General features: G+C 71.4%; 11 protein-coding genes and 1 pseudogene. 4 read left to right on the top strand and 8 right to left on the bottom strand.

Annotation, left to right across the window (positions count from 1 at the left end; genetic code table 11):
- The 3 genes from tnpB to ACNAVT_RS21580 all read right to left on the bottom strand — a co-directional run.
- On the bottom strand, positions 1-1,059 hold a 1,059-nt coding region (gene tnpB / locus ACNAVT_RS21590), incomplete at its 3' end, for an IS607 family element RNA-guided endonuclease TnpB (RefSeq protein WP_416298897.1).
- On the bottom strand, positions 1,056-1,631 hold the full coding sequence (locus tag ACNAVT_RS21585; protein WP_416298895.1) for an IS607 family transposase: 576 nt from the start codon (positions 1,629-1,631) through the stop codon (positions 1,056-1,058). The genes ACNAVT_RS21585 and tnpB, both read right to left, overlap by 4 nt.
- Before the next feature lie 370 nt (positions 1,632-2,001).
- Positions 2,002-3,588, bottom strand: a complete 1,587-nt coding sequence (locus ACNAVT_RS21580; protein WP_416298893.1) for a HEAT repeat domain-containing protein — start codon at positions 3,586-3,588, stop codon at positions 2,002-2,004.
- A 499-nt stretch (positions 3,589-4,087) separates the two neighbouring features.
- Between ACNAVT_RS21580 and ACNAVT_RS21575 the strand changes: the two genes are divergently transcribed.
- Entirely contained in the window at positions 4,088-7,429 is a 3,342-nt protein-coding gene (locus ACNAVT_RS21575; protein ID WP_416298891.1) for a BTAD domain-containing putative transcriptional regulator, read from the top strand.
- 25 nt (positions 7,430-7,454) lie between these two features.
- On the opposite strand, the gene ACNAVT_RS21570 is transcribed toward ACNAVT_RS21575, so the two are convergent.
- Complete coding sequence (locus ACNAVT_RS21570; RefSeq protein ID WP_416298890.1) at positions 7,455-8,141, bottom strand: hemerythrin domain-containing protein; 687 nt, start codon at positions 8,139-8,141, stop codon at positions 7,455-7,457.
- A gap of 343 nt (positions 8,142-8,484) precedes the next feature.
- Here ACNAVT_RS21570 and ACNAVT_RS21565 point away from each other — a divergent pair, with 343 nt between their 5' ends.
- On the top strand, positions 8,485-9,360 hold the full coding sequence (locus ACNAVT_RS21565; RefSeq protein WP_416298888.1) for an AfsR/SARP family transcriptional regulator: 876 nt from the start codon (positions 8,485-8,487) through the stop codon (positions 9,358-9,360).
- On the opposite strand, the gene ACNAVT_RS21560 is transcribed toward ACNAVT_RS21565, so the two are convergent.
- Positions 9,296-10,108 (bottom strand): SDR family NAD(P)-dependent oxidoreductase, encoded by an 813-nt coding sequence (locus ACNAVT_RS21560; protein WP_416298886.1) that lies wholly within the window; start codon positions 10,106-10,108, stop codon positions 9,296-9,298. The two genes, ACNAVT_RS21565 and ACNAVT_RS21560, sit on opposite strands and share 65 nt — an antisense overlap.
- Before the next feature lie 492 nt (positions 10,109-10,600).
- On the opposite strand from ACNAVT_RS21560, the pseudogene ACNAVT_RS21555 reads away from it, so the two are divergent.
- Positions 10,601-10,873: pseudogene (locus ACNAVT_RS21555) on the top strand (helix-turn-helix domain-containing protein); the annotation flags it as partial.
- A gap of 272 nt (positions 10,874-11,145) precedes the next feature.
- On the opposite strand, the gene ACNAVT_RS21550 reads toward ACNAVT_RS21555, so the two are convergent.
- Positions 11,146-11,637, bottom strand: a complete 492-nt coding sequence (locus ACNAVT_RS21550) for a hypothetical protein (protein ID WP_416298884.1) — start codon at positions 11,635-11,637, stop codon at positions 11,146-11,148.
- Between the two features lie 317 nt (positions 11,638-11,954).
- The gene (locus ACNAVT_RS21545) at positions 11,955-12,182 is read right to left on the bottom strand and encodes a nitroreductase family deazaflavin-dependent oxidoreductase (protein ID WP_416298883.1); all 228 of its coding nucleotides are present in this window, start codon (positions 12,180-12,182) and stop codon (positions 11,955-11,957) included.
- Between the two features lie 98 nt (positions 12,183-12,280).
- Here ACNAVT_RS21545 and ACNAVT_RS21540 point away from each other — a divergent pair, with 98 nt between their 5' ends.
- On the top strand, positions 12,281-12,481 hold the full coding sequence (locus ACNAVT_RS21540; RefSeq protein ID WP_416298905.1) for a peptidoglycan-binding domain-containing protein: 201 nt from the start codon (positions 12,281-12,283) through the stop codon (positions 12,479-12,481).
- A 201-nt stretch (positions 12,482-12,682) separates the two neighbouring features.
- On the opposite strand, the gene ACNAVT_RS21535 is transcribed toward ACNAVT_RS21540, so the two are convergent.
- Positions 12,683-13,912, bottom strand: a complete 1,230-nt coding sequence (locus tag ACNAVT_RS21535; protein WP_416298881.1) for a lanthionine synthetase LanC family protein — start codon at positions 13,910-13,912, stop codon at positions 12,683-12,685.
- Positions 13,913-13,982: the final 70 nt, after the last annotated feature.

The following is a 13,982-nucleotide window of genomic DNA, read 5'->3' as shown; positions in this document are numbered from 1 at the left end:
GGTCTGGCGGCGGATCTCCCCGAAGCCCGCGTCGGCGACACGGCGGGCGAGGCGTCGGTTACGGAGCATGCCGGAAACGTTGAGGTCTTCGACCACGACGGTGCCGTACTCGCCGGTGATGCTCGTGGTGAGCTTGTGGAGGGCATCAGCGCGCAGATTCGCCACCCGGTGATGGATCCGGTTGCGCTCGGTGTTCGCGGCGAGCCACCGCCTGGACGGCCGCTGCCCGGTGCGCCGGTCCGGCCCCCGGCGGCGGGAAACCCGGCGGGACAGCCGCTTGAGCTGCTTGAGCGCGCTGCCGTAGTGCGCCGGGTTCGGCACGAACCGCACCGCGCCCTGGCTGTCGGCGATCACCGCGAGGCACTTCACGCCCAGGTCCACACCCGCCGCCGCATCCAGACGCGCCGCAGCGCGGCCGGTGGCACGCTGGATCTCGACCTGAAAGGAGACGAACCACCGGCCCCGCTCGAACCTAACCGTGGCGGACAGGATGCGGGCGGTGTTGTTCGCGATGCGCCGTTGCAGCTTGCGGGTGGACTCGTGGGTGCGGATCATCCCGAGCCGCGGCAACGTGACATGCCGCCGGTCCGGCTCCACACGGATGGCGCCGGTAGTGAACCGGCAAGCCAGCCGGGCGGTGTGCTTGGACTTGCGCCGGGGCATACCCACCCGCTTGCCCTCACGCTGCCCGCGCTTGGACGTGGCGTAGTTGTCGAACGCCGCCGCCGCGTTCGCCAGGCCCGTGCTGTACGCCTCCTTGGAGTTCTCCTGCCACCAGCCTGCAAAACGCGGATCGGTCTTCTTGACCTCGTTGAACACCTTCCGCAACGCCGGCAGCGACCACGGCCGCCACGGCGTCAACTCCTCCTCGGCGATGCCGTACGACCCCTCCGCCTTCCGCTGCCACCAGGAGGCCATCACCCAGCAGACGGCCCAGTTGTAGGCGGCCCGAGCCGCACCACAGTGCGACCGCAGCCGCTGCTCCTGCATGACGTTCGGATCCAACGCGAAACGAAACGCCTGGACCACGAAACCAGGCCGCGGCTCGAACTTCTTCACACCAATGGTTCCTCGCCGGTCGCGGCAGCCAGAGCGCGGGCGGCACGGCTCGTCGCCGCCCGCTGCCCGTACAGCCGGGCACACATCGACGTCAACACGTCGGCCATGTCCTCGACCAGGTCGTTCGTGGATTCCCCCGCGTCCAGAACTACCAGGCGACGCCCGGTCGCAGCCAGCGCGGCTTGCAGGTGCTCCACACCGAACCGGGCGAGCCGGTCCTCGTGCTCGACCACGATCACCGCCGCAGCCGGGTCGGCGAGGAGACGATGCAGCTTACGGCGCTCGCCGTTCAGGCCGGAGCCGATCTCAGTCACGACCTCCGCCACGGCCAAGCCCTCGGCGTTCGCCCCCTCCACAACCCGCACGCTCTGGCGGTCCAGGCCACCCATCTGGTCGCTGGAGGACACGCGGCAGTAGGCGACCACGCGACCGGCCGCGCACCGCGCCTCTTCCACGATCCACGTACCAGACGGCGCCTGACGGACAGGGACCGGCATCCTGCCGCCCCTCACCCACCACCAGGCGGTCTGACAGGTCACGCCCTGCCCACGCGCCCAGTCTGAGAACTTCACATCTCCACAGTATATGCCAATGTTTGACTATGATTACCCATAAAACCCGGGATCTGTTGCCAACCCCGTGTTCATGCACCGGGCCGGGCGGCGGCCTGAATTCTGCCCGCACAGGCGGTGCAACTTGTTGACGATGCGCGACGGCCAGGAAGTCTTCTTGCTGTTGGATGTCTGGCCCGCCTCGTTCGACCACCTGCCCGAGACCCTGGACCCGTCCACCAAGCGCGCGATTGCCCACCGAAGGAATCCGGAGGGCTACCGACCTCCGCGCGATGGGCAAACCTCAACCCATGACCTTTCCAGGTACACGGGAGAAGATCTGCCGCCCCTGAGGTCGGTCACGGGACCTGTGCGACAGCGACGAGAGCACTCATCCACAGGGGCGGGTACGCGCCAGCCAGATTGTGAGCATCCGGCTGGTGTCCTCGCCGAGTGCCGCCGCCGCTCGGGCCGCCAACGCGGCCAGCTCGCCGTGCTGCGCGGCGGTGACCGGCAGCTCGGGTGGTGGCGTGCGGCGCCAGGTGGTTTGCGCGCCGTCGCGGGCGAGGCGGGTCACGTCGGCTTTGCCACGTTCGGCCAGGCGAGGGTCCGGGTCGATGGTGAGCATCAGGGCAGCGCGCAACTGGACGTCGACGCCGTTGCCAGACAGGAGGCGGTAGCCGGCCCGACGCAACTCCACCCGGGCGTCCCCGAGCAGCTGCCACGGAAGGCCTGGCGGCAGGGCACCGGCCAGGGGTCGCAGCGCGGTGGTCACCTCCCGGACCACCGCCGGCGACGGATCCCGTAGCAGCGGAAGCACCTCCTGCGCGACAACCGCCTCGAGCAGGCGCAGGCCTCGTACCGCCTGGGCACGGACCCTGGCTTGCGAGTGGGTCAGCAGCGGCCGCAGCAGCGGCGCGTCCGCTGCCGAGCCGGTCTCGGCAAGCCCAACGATCGCACCCAGCGCCGGTTCTCCGGCGCCGACCGCGGTCCGGTAATGCTCCCGGGCGTCGATGCCTAGCCGGCGGGCCGCGTCCCGGGCCACCGCCCGGATCAGCGGCGCGTCATCGTCCAAGTGCGCGGCAACGTCGCTGTCCTGACCGACCCGGGCCAGCCCGGTCAACGCCACCACCCGCACCTCCGCACGAACCGACCGGGCCAGGCGATGCAGGACGTCGTGCCGGCGGGTCCAGACCGCCTCACGGCAGGCCGCCTCGGCTGCCCGGACCCGAATCCCCACATCCGAGTCAGTCTCGGCACGGATCACGAGGTCGGGCAGACGCAGCCAGCCCTGGGACAGGCCGATGTCGAACACGAACCGCCGCTGCCTGCGGCCACCCGATCCCAGCAGCCCGCGCCACACCTCCACCGGTGCCGGCAGCATCGCCGCCCGTATCTGGGTGACGGTGAAGCTACCTCGCAGGCGCGCGTCGAGGCGCAACGCCATCGGCAGCACCGCGGGCAGGTAGCCACCCGGTTCGTCGGCGAGCAACAACGCCAGCCCGGCCCGCGCCCGATCCCGTACCGGCGTGACCCAATCAGCGGTACGCAGCACGAGGAACGGCATCACCTCCGGGCATGGACGACCGACCATCGCCGCGACCGCGCGTTCCCGGATTCGCCCGTCACCGTGCATGCTCGCCAGCGCCATCGCGACAGGCCCCGACGTCGCGACCGAGAAACGCGCCCCGACCCGCCGCAACGCAGGCTCCTCGTACGGGCCGTACCACGGTGCCTGCCGCGCGTGCCGGTCCAGCCGGGCCACCAACCCCGCGACGCCGGCCACCAGCGTCAACGCCGATCGCGCCACCACCTCGTCACCGGCATCATCGACCGCGAGCAGCACCTCGACCAGATGGTTCAACGCCTCCCACCGGCCCGCGGCGGCATCGTCGACCGCGATCCGCACCGCCCCGAGAGGCTCGCCCTCCCCCACCGCCGGCGGCTCAACCCCGCTGCCCCGTCTCCCCCAGATCACCCCGCCATCCTGCCCGAGCCAACACACCCGATCGAACTCGATTCGGCCCACTCATCGACCCCGGCAAAGCAGCGCGGGCTGGACATGTGCCAGAGCCGCTCGACGGCACCTGGGGACGGGCATGGGTGCGCCGTGGCGGCGCGGCGCGGTGCGGCGCGGACGAGTTCACGCGGATCCTGCGCCAGCACGGCCAGCAGGGGCGGCCGTGAGCGACGTCGCAGCGAGGCGGTGCAGGTTCCGTGAATTCCTCCAGCCTAAAATCGAGGCTTACGTATTGAGCCGGGCACGGAAATCAACGGCCTCTTCACGGCTTCCCGGGTGACTCGTCGGACGCCGTAACGGCCTGCCCGACGAGGGTGGTGACGGTGCTCAGGTGCGGGCGTCCGACGACGACCGGTTCGAGCGGGGACGGCGGAGTCCGGGTGAGGTCCGAACGGTTGATCGAGAAGCTGTCGGATAACGGATCTCCAAGGTGGCTTCGGCTCACTACGGTTGCAGCGTGACGACGGTCGGTGTGCTCGGCCCAGTGTGGGCAATGCGGAACGGCACCCCGATCGAACTCGGGGCGCCGCGACAGCGCGCGGTGCTGGCCCGGCTTGTCGCCGGAGGCGGTCATGTGGTGTCGGTGGACCGGCTCATCGAGGACCTCTGGTCGGGAGACCCGCCGCCGCGGGCCCAGGCCGCCCTGCAGGTGTACGTGTCGAACCTGCGCCGGGCGCTGGAGCCGGACCGCCCGCCCCGCCGTCCCGCCCGGATCCTCGTCACCGCGGCTCCGGGGTACGCCCTGCGACTACCGGCGCCGGACGTGGACGCATGGCGGTTCGAAGCGGCGCTGCGGACGGCGACGCGGGTCACCGAGACGCAGCCGCGGGCGGCGCTGGCCGGGCTGGACGAAGTCCTCGCCTGTTGGGGCGGGGCCACGCCGTACGCCGAGTTCGTCGGGGAGCTGTGGGCGGACCGGGAGAGCGAACGGCTGGGCCGGCTACGACTGACCGCCGTCGAACAGCGCGCCAAGCTGCTGCTCGACCTGGACCGCGCAGATGAGGTGATCCTCGACCTCGATCCGCACGTCCGGGACCATCCGCTGCGGGAGCAGGGCGCGATGCTGCTCGCGGTCGCGCTGTATCGCCTCGGACGGCAGGCCGATGCCCTCGACGTGCTGCGATCGGTGCGCGCCGCGCTGATCGAACAGTTAGGCATCGAACCCGGCCCCGAGCTGCGGAGCCTGGAGACGGATCTGCTTCGGCAGAACCCTCGCCTGGGGCCGCCCGCCTCCCGGGTCGCCCGGCCCTCAGCCGTGGTCGGGCGGGCCGACCCGCCGGCTGTCGTACCCGATCGACCGCCCGCGGCGCAGCCAATGCTCGGCCGCGCGGCCGAGCTGGCCCGGATGCGCTCGGCGGCCGACCGCGCCACCGCAGCCGGCCTCGGCATCTGCTGGGTCGGTGCCGAAGCGGGTGGCGGGAAGTCGACGCTGGCCCGCCACCTCGCCGAGTCCCTCACCGACGACGGCTGGACCACGGCGATCGGCACCTGCCCGCAGGTGGATGGCGCGCCGCCGGCCTGGGCGTGGCACGAGGTGGTCACCGCCGCCCGCGGACGGCTCCCGCTCGACGAGCCGGAGGCCCGCGGCCTGCAGCTACTACTGAGCACCGGCACCGCAACGCCTGCCGGCGCCCGCGGGCAGTACGACGAGTTCCACCTACGCCAGGCGCTGGGTGCCTACCTGTCCCGGCTGGCCGGCCACGGCCCGCTGCTCGTCGTGATCGAGGACATCCACCGGGCCGACGGTGAGACCCTGCGTATCCTGCGCCACCTCGCGGCCGCCCTGGCTGAGGCGCCCGTCCTGGTGGTGGCGACATTCCGCCCCGACGAGGTGACCGACGACTTCGTGGTGGCCCGGGCCGCGCTCACGGGCGTACCGGCGGTGGAACTGGACCTCGGCGGCCTCGACGACGCGGTCGTCACCGAACTGCTGCGTCGCCATGGCGTCGACACCACCGACACCGAACTGCTGCACACCGTGCGGGAACGCTCGGCGGGCAACCCGCTGTTCACGATCGAGCTGGCCAAACTGATCGCGGCCGAAGGCCCCGGGTCAGCGCTCGACGGCATCCCCGCCGCGCTGGGTCACGTGCTGGCCCGGCGGCTGGCACGGCTGCCGGCCACCGCCCAGACGGTGCTGCGGCACGCCGCCGTCCTGGGCTCGGACGCCGAGGTCGACATCCTGATCGCCGTCGACGGCGGCCCCGAGGAGCCGGTCCTCGACGGCCTGGAGGCCGGGGTGACCGCGGGTCTGCTCGTCGAGCCCGAGCCGGGGCGGATCCGGTTCGCGCACGCCCTGATGCGGGACGCGCTCTACCACAGCGTCCCGCTGCTGCGACGCACCCGGATGCACAGCCGAATCCTCACTGTGCTGCGGGAGCAGCGCGTCGACGGTGTGGCGGCGTTGGGGAGGCACGCACTCGCCGCCCTCACCCCGGCCACCGCGCAGGACGCGATCGGGCACCTGGCCGCCGCCGCCCGCTGGGCCGGTGACCTCGGCGCGCCTCGGGAAGCTGCCGCGTACTGGACCGGCGCGCTGCGCGCGGCCGACCTCGCCGCAGCGGTTCCGGCCCGCGCACGTCTCGACCTGCTCTGCAATCTGGCCACCGCGAGCGCACTCGCCGGTGACGTGCTGAGCGCCCGCGCCGCGCGCGCCGAAGCAGTGCGGCTGGCCACCGGGATCGGCGACCCGCAGGCCGTCCACGCCGCACTGACCTGCTTCGACGCCCCGGTGACCTGGACCATCCGGCCCGACCGCGCCGTCGACGAGCCGCTGGTCCGGCTGCTGGAACAGGAGCTGTCCCGCGTGGGCGACGACGGCCCGGCGCTGCGGTCCCGACTGCTGAGCACTCTCGCCTTCGAGATCGAGGGCGCCGATCTGCAGCGCGCCGACGAGGTCACCCGGGAAGCCCTCGCGCTAGCCCGCCGGCAGGACGATCCGGCGGTGCTCTGCCGCGCGCTCAACGCCCGCTACTTCGTCACCGTCGCCCCCGCGCACCGGGCCGAACTGCCCGACGTCGGGCGGGAGCTGCTGGCGGTCGCCGAGGCTGCGGGGCTTACCGCGTACCAGTGCGAGGCCCACCACATCCTCTACCAGGCCGCGCTCACCGAGGCCGACTTCGACCGGGCACGCCACCACGTCGACCGGGCGATCGAGGAGGCCACGACCGGTCAGCTGGGCCTGATCCTCGCCGTCATGGGGTGGTTCACCGGCCTGCGCGCTCTCTTCGCCGGTGATCTCGATGAGGCGTCGCGCCGGTACGCGGAGATCAGCGATCGGATGAGCCGCGTCGGTGGTCCCAACGCGGCGGCGATGGGGCTGATGGGTCGGTTCACCGTGCTGACCGCGGTCGGGCGCGGGCACGAGGTGGTCGAGGAGATCCGGCAGGTGCATGCGCGGGTGCCGGACGACACGCACGACGTGCTGGCCCACGCGCTGCTCTCCGCAGGCGACCGGGAGGCGGCAAGGGCTGTCTGGCGGCCACAGACCCCGATCCGCCCCGACTACCTGTGGCTGTACTGGATGACGCTGCGCGGGCAGGTCGCGGCGCGGCTCGGCGACCGCCCGGCTGCGCAGCGCTGCTACCGCGAGCTGCTGCCGTGGGCCGGGCGGTTCGCCGGCCTGGAGTGCGGATCGATCTCGCTCGGCCCGGTGGACCAAACCCTTGCCGAGCTCGCCGCCGCGCTGGGCGATCCGGCCGTCGCCGCGCACCGCGACGCCGGGCTCCGGCTGGCCCGCAGGGTCGGCGCCGTGCCGTGGAGCGACGAGTCGGCGTACGTGCCGGCGGCGGTGCGTTGAACCGGGTCACCGCCGCTCGGACGTGTCACCCGCCGAAGACCGTCGCCTCCCGGCGGCGGAAACCCGGTCGCAGCGCCGCGAGCATCAGCCGCAGCACCGGTCCGGCGATCTTTCTCAGCTCGTCCAGCTCCTCCGGGCGGGCGTACCGCTCGATCCTGGGCAGTTCGAAGCGCAGCGCACCGCCTTTGCGGACCGCCCGCTCCACGGTGTTCCAGTCGGCGACGCTGACGTAGCGCCGGATTACCGGGAAGATCAGCCGCTCCTCCTCCTCGATGTGCTCGTCGAGGACATCGCGCAGCTGAGCCAGGGCCGCGGCGAGATGCCCTGCGACGGTGCGTACCCGGCCCGCTTCTGGTGAGCCCGAGGCGAACGCGGCGATCAGCTCGTCCGCCGCCGCCCGTACCTCGTCCAGGACCGGATCGAGCGCGGCGTGGTCGTCGCTGAGCTCCCGCAGGTCGATCTCCGCGCCCGCCGACTGTTGCAGCACCGGCCAGAGGACCTCGTCCTCCATCTTGTGGTGGTGATGGATGCCGTCACAGAGCAGCCGCAGATACGTCCGCAAGGCCGTCGCCCGGCGCCGGTCGTACGCGATCTGTCCAGCAGCCACATGGCTGAGCAGCTCGGCCAGCCGGCGAGTGTCGGACCGCATGGTGCGGTGGTTGATCCGGAAGCCGATGAGGTTCGGCTCGGGGTGGGGGGTCGTGGTGGCCATGGTCTCCTCCGGCCGCACCGCTGGCGGCCTGTTCGGGATGGGGCGGCCATTGGCGGGCAGCCCCGGTGCCGGCTACGGACGGCCGACTCGCTCTCGTGCTTCTCAACCCTCGGGCACTGCGCCTGGCGAACACTTGGTGCCGACTTGGCGGGCGCGCCTGGTGCACCATCCGAACCTTTCGGTCGGCCGGTCGGGACCGCACCCACCAGCCACCAGCCCGCCAAGCCGGCGTTAAGGGTCCGCCAACTCCGACCCGGCCCTATGAATGCCGCACCTCGTCGGGCAGCCGCAGCACACCGGAGGAAGGAACATCTATGAAAACCAAGCACGACGGGCCGCTGTCGTGAGCATTCTCGGTGACGCCGCTGTCCGGGCGGGCCTGACAGTCGGGGTGCTCGGCCCGACCGCCGTGCGGCACCACGGCCGGGCCGTCGCCGTCGGCGGGCCGGCACCGCGTACGGTGTTGTGCCGACTGGTCATCGCCAACGGCCAGTTCGTGTCGATCGACGCAGTGGTCGATTGCCTGTGGCCGCACGACCCGCCACCGAGTGCCCGGATCACCGCGCAGGGCTACTTGTCGGTGCTGCGACGGGCGCTTGAGCCCGACCGGGCGCCACGGCAGCCCGGGCGGGTGCTCGTTCGGGATGGCGCCGGGTACGCGTTGCGGTTGGGGTCGCGCACGCTCGACGCCGACCGGTTCAGCACGGCGGCGGCCCAGGGACGGGACCTGCTGACCAACGGTGAAGCCCGATCCGCGCTGGTCCGGTTCGACGCGGCGCTCGCACTCTGGCGGGGACGGGCGTACGCCGACTGCGCGGACCACGAGTTCGTCATCGCGGAGTCGCATCGGCTCCAGGAGCTGCGGACCGGTGCGCTGGAACACCGCCTGGCCGCCCTGGTCGAGTTGGGCGCCAACGATACGGCCGTTGCGCAGCTCCGGGCGTTCCTCACCGAACACCCGCTGCGGGAGCGGGGTTGGGCGCTGTTAGCGCAGGCGTTGTACCGGGCGGGCCGCCGGGGGGACGCGCTGGCCATGCTGCGCGAGGCGCGGAACCGCCTGATAGACGAACTCGGCGTCGAGCCCGGACCGGAGCTCGCCGGGCTGCACCGCGACATCCTGGACCGGACGCTCACTCCGCGGCCAGCAGCGAAGATCAACGGTCAAGGTGCTGGCGCGAACGCGAAGCGGACGCGTCCTCAGGCAGTTGGACGCCGGTGAGCTCACCGCAGCGTGTGAGCAGCCCGTCCAGCAGTGCCGGGTCCATGCTGGAGGGGGACGGCCGCCAGTCGCGTTGGCTGAAATAGTGCCCACTGACCAGGACGTCGGCGTCGGTGCCTACGGCAAGGCGCACCTGGGCCCGCGCGGCGTCGTCGGGGCTCGTCGGCGCAGCGTCGCCGCCCATCTTGGTGCGCACCCAGCCGGGGTCGACGACGTTGCTCAAGGTTCCGGGCCATCGACGGGCGACGGCCAACGCGAGCATCAGGTCCAGCAGCTTCGAGCTGGAGTACACCTCGACCCCATTCCACGGGCGGGTGTCGTACTGCAGGTCGGCGAGGTCAACCACACCGTCCGCGGCCATCGCCGACGACACGAACACGAGACGCTCCGGCTGGGCGAGCAACGCCGTCAGCAGGTACGGCGCGAGAACGTTGACCTGGAAGGTCGACTCCAGCCCATCCCCGGTCAGCTCCCGCTCCGAGGCGTCCAGCCGGGCGATCCCCGCGTTGTGCACGATGGTGTCGAAGCGTCCGAACGCGGCCAGCGACCTGGCGAGCGCGGCGGTTTCCTCGATCGAGCGCAGATCGCCGACCGCGATCCCGGCCGCTGCCGGGAGCGCCGTCTTGGCGACCGCCGCCCGTTCCTCGTTGCGGGCGTGCAGGACCACCTGATGCCCCCCGGCGATGAGCTGGGCCGCGGTTCGCAGGCCAATGCCGTCCACCGAGCCGGTGACAAGAATGTTGCGCATGCCGTTCCTTCCGTCGTTGTGCCGCTTCACCCTGGCAGGACGGTTGGGAATCGATTGGAACCCCGTTGGTGACCGGCCCGGCAGACACGTCGTCGTCCCGCACCTCGGAACGGGGTGCCAGCCTGTGCCGGCCGCTTGGCGGCGTCTCAACGCCACCGCGGCCCGCCACACCAAGTCGGGCCCATGAGGTGATTGCTGTGCCGTGGCCCTGAAGACCTGCCCGGCCTCCGCGGCGACACGCTGTGCCAGATGATCATCGAGCGGGCCGACCGGCCGATGTGCTGATGCTGACCGCAGCGAGCGCACCCGGCGACCGGGTCAGCGGGCTGACCCTTGGCGCGGATGACTATCTCGCCAAGCCCTTCCACTTCCCCGAGCTGATCCTGCGTATCCAGGCCCTCGCACGCCGCAAGCCAGACGCGCGACCCCGGACGCTTCACGCAGCCGGAATCGCGCTGGACCCGGTACACCGGTCGCGATGGGCGGCAACTCAACCTCTCGGTGAAGGAGTTCGCGGTGCTGCAGGCGCTGCTACTGGCCAGCCCAGGCTTCCTGAGCACCGAGGCCCTGCTCGAACAGGTCAGGGACGAGAACGCCGACCAGTTCACCACCACCGTCACCGTGACCGTGAGCTGGTTACGACGCAAACTCGGCAACCCACCGATCATCGCAACGACGCCGGGAATCGGCTACCGGATCGCCGGATCCCACCGACCCGCAACGGCACGCAGGAGACCAATTAAAGCCCTCGGCCGCGCCGGATGACATGGTGAGTGGCCGAGCATGAACGAGCCGCATAGAAGCCCAGCTCAGGACAAGTGGCAGGGTTTCGAACCCGGCAGGTGCGCCCCCTCGCCCAGCTGCTCGGCGCGAGTCAGCAGGACCGCCCGCCTCGCCAAACGAAGACGCGATCGCCTCGGCGACTTTCTCCACAAGGACGAGCATGCTGCGTGACCTGCGTGGACGAGGTTTCGGCAAGCGCAGGGGTCGGCTGAGACTGCATCCGTCGCAGGAGTCGTCGGAGTCGTCGCCCTTACTCAGATGGACGGGTCGAGGTGAGCGTTCCACACGGGCGCTGCGCGCTCGTGCGAATCAACTCCGGCGAAGAAGGCGTCGGTCAAAGCGGGATAGTCCTGCCTGTCGATGCCGACGACCTCGGTGAACTTGGGCCGGTGCACGGCGAAGCCGTCGGGACTCGGCTGCGGGCGGTAGGGCACGCCCATCTTGAAGGACCGACGAACCGGCCCGTATTCGACGGCCTCGACGATCAACGCGTCAGTCCGTCCACCAGCCAGGTGCAGGTACCCGTCGACCACCAGCACCGCGCGAGCCGCGTCGTGTTGGTTCGCCTGTAGCGCCTCCAGGCCGGCTTGTGCGCCGTCGCCGACATCGTCGAAGGCGAACCGGTCCATGCCGCGATCGCCGCTGGCCTGCTCATAGCCGAGCAGCGGGATCAGTGTCGCTCCATCCGAGACGCCCCAGATGCCATGGGCGGCAAAGAACCCGGCCAGTCGGGCGATTTCCTGCATGGCTGCCAGTATCCAAGAGCCACGCGCACCGTGCTGTCCCCGAAGGTGGGTGTTTCCCTTCGCGCCCCGGAAGCCGGGGCGGAGCCGCGGGCTGCCTGTCGTCGTCACCGCCGCACCGCGACGCAACCGGCGGCCGGATGACCGGCACGCGGCTCCGAGGGTCGAATCGAATGCATCGGGCCGCGTCGTCGAGCCAGGTCGATCGCACGACCTTGATCGGTCCCAGCAAGGCTGGCCGACGATGAGCGACCAGTCGACCTGGCGGATGTATCCCTCGAACGTCACCAGGATCTCGCTGCTGGTCTTACGGGTGTGGGCTACGCCCGCTTAAGTTCGAGCACTGGAATGCTGCGGACTCCAGCAGTTTGGCGTGCGTACTCGGCAAAGCCTGGGTAGCGCCGCGCTTGCTCGGCGTAGATGCGGTCGCGTTCAGCGCCGGTCAATCCGCGGACGGTCACCTTGTATGTCTCGGTTCCGCGTTCGACATTGCCGACACCGGCGGCGGTCAAGTTGTGGTACCAGTCCGGGTTGGTGGAGTGCTCCACCCCTTGGTTGCGAAGCCGTAGATGATGTCCGGCTCGGGTGATAGAAGGCCCGGCGGCCGTTCCCACTCCCAGGCCGGCGGGCACCCGGGTCCCGCACCATCCGCACCGGCAGCAGTGGCGAGGACGTCGCATTCGTCAAACGGTTCATCGGCGCCCGTCGGTGCGGCCCAGCGTCCATCGAGTTCGACGCCCGGACCGAGTCGGGCGTGCGGTGGTACCAGGGCATGCGGGGGCTCACCGCCGACGGCATCATCGACCGCCTCACCTGGGCCGAGATGGGCGTGCGCGTCACATACTGAGCCTTTCCAAGGCGACGGACCACGCACTCGTGCTGCTGACCAGCGCCAACTTCTCCCCCAGCGCCGAGGACACCAACATCGAACTCGGCCTGCTCGTCCAGGGCTCCCCTTCGCCGAGCCCATCAAGTCTCAGCTGCGGGCGCTATACGACCGGGTTCTACGGTGATCGTCCGCCGGGCAGAGCGGTCGACGGGGGGCCGGTCACAGCCAAGGCAGGACGGGCGGAGTGGCGGGGGCGGCAAGCCGGGCGAGCCAGCCGACGATCCCGGCGGTGCCCTGCATGAAGCCGGGTTCCGGCGGCAGATCCGGCGGGGTCCTGGTGTGCTCGGTGTTGGACCAGGTGACGCCTGGTGGTGTGGGGACGGTGCGGGCGAGGACGTCCGCGGCGAGCAGGTTGGCCCAGGTGAGCAGGGCGGTGTCGGCAGTGGCCTGGAAGCGGTCGAGTAGCAGCTGCCCGACGCCGGCGGTGCCGCAGCAGCGGGCGAGGTTGTCCCAGTAGCCCGGGTACAGCCGCTGCGGGAGGCGGCTGTCGTGCAGCGCCCGTAGGCACGCGTCGACGGCCTGCCGCCAGCGGGGCTGCGGGTCGACGGTGTCGAGGAGGGCGAAGAGCCGTACGGTGCCGGTGGGGCCGTGGCACCAGCCGAAGTTGACCGGCGGGCGGTCCGGGCGGGGCGGAATCAACAGCGGCAGCGCCCAGCCGTCGGGGTGGCGGCCCAGGGCCAGGAGGCCGTCGGCGGCGCGGACGGCGGTGTCGAGAAGGTCGTCGCGGTGGAGGGTGCTGCCGGCGGCGGCGAGGGCGTAGGCGACGCCGGCGGTGCCGTGGGAGAAGCCGGGCATGAGGCGCTCATGCCCGGCCAGCATCCGCCAGTGCAGCCCGTCCGGCCGGTCCTCGGCGAGCCCCACTAGGCCGTCAGCGAGGACGTGGGCAGCCTGCACCACAGCACTGTCGGCGACATCGTCGCAGGCGTCGAGGAGGGTCAGCAGGATGCCCGCGTCTCCGGAGATGACGTCGGAGTACCGGAGCGGGTCCACGGGTCGATGCAGAAGCCGCTCGGCGATCCGCGCCGTCACCAACGCGGCGGCGTCGAGGGCGGCTCGGTCGCCGGCGACCGTAGCCCAGGCGCGCAACGCGACCGCGACCCCGGCCCAGCCGCCGAACAACCCGTCGTCCGGCATCGTCGCGGCGTCCGGCTCGTGCCGGGCAAGATGCACCAGCCGGTCTCGGGCACCGGCCGCGACCCGGCCGAGAGCCGACCCCGGCCCGGCGGCACCACCACCCGTCGTCGCTTCGGCGGGACCATCGGCCGTGGACAGACCGGCGGCCGTGGCCTCGGCGCAGCCGAGCAACACCCCGGCGGTCCCGGCATAGAGGTCGTCGAAGCGTTCGCCCGCCTCCAGCCAGCCCAGACCACCGTCGGCGGGCACCGCCACCGACTCGATCCAACTGAACGCCCCGCCGAACCACGTCCACCGTCACCGCGCCGATCCTGCCACCCGCCGC

Origin of the sequence: Micromonospora sp. SL4-19 (genome assembly GCF_047921475.1) — a bacterium.
In the GTDB taxonomy this organism is placed as follows: Bacteria; Actinomycetota; Actinomycetes; order Mycobacteriales; family Micromonosporaceae; genus Micromonospora.
This window is presented reverse-complemented; position numbering and strand designations above follow the sequence as displayed.

Bases quoted from the DNA above. Each gene is read 5' to 3' on its own strand.
- ACNAVT_RS21570 (WP_416298890.1), bottom strand. From the start codon at position 8,141: ATGGCCACCACGACCCCCCACCCCGAGCCGAACCTCATCGGCTTCCGG.
- ACNAVT_RS21560 (WP_416298886.1), bottom strand. From the start codon at position 10,108: ATGCGCAACATTCTTGTCACCGGCTCGGTGGACGGCATTGGCCTGCGA.
- ACNAVT_RS21550 (WP_416298884.1), bottom strand. From the start codon at position 11,637: ATGCAGGAAATCGCCCGACTGGCCGGGTTCTTTGCCGCCCATGGCATC.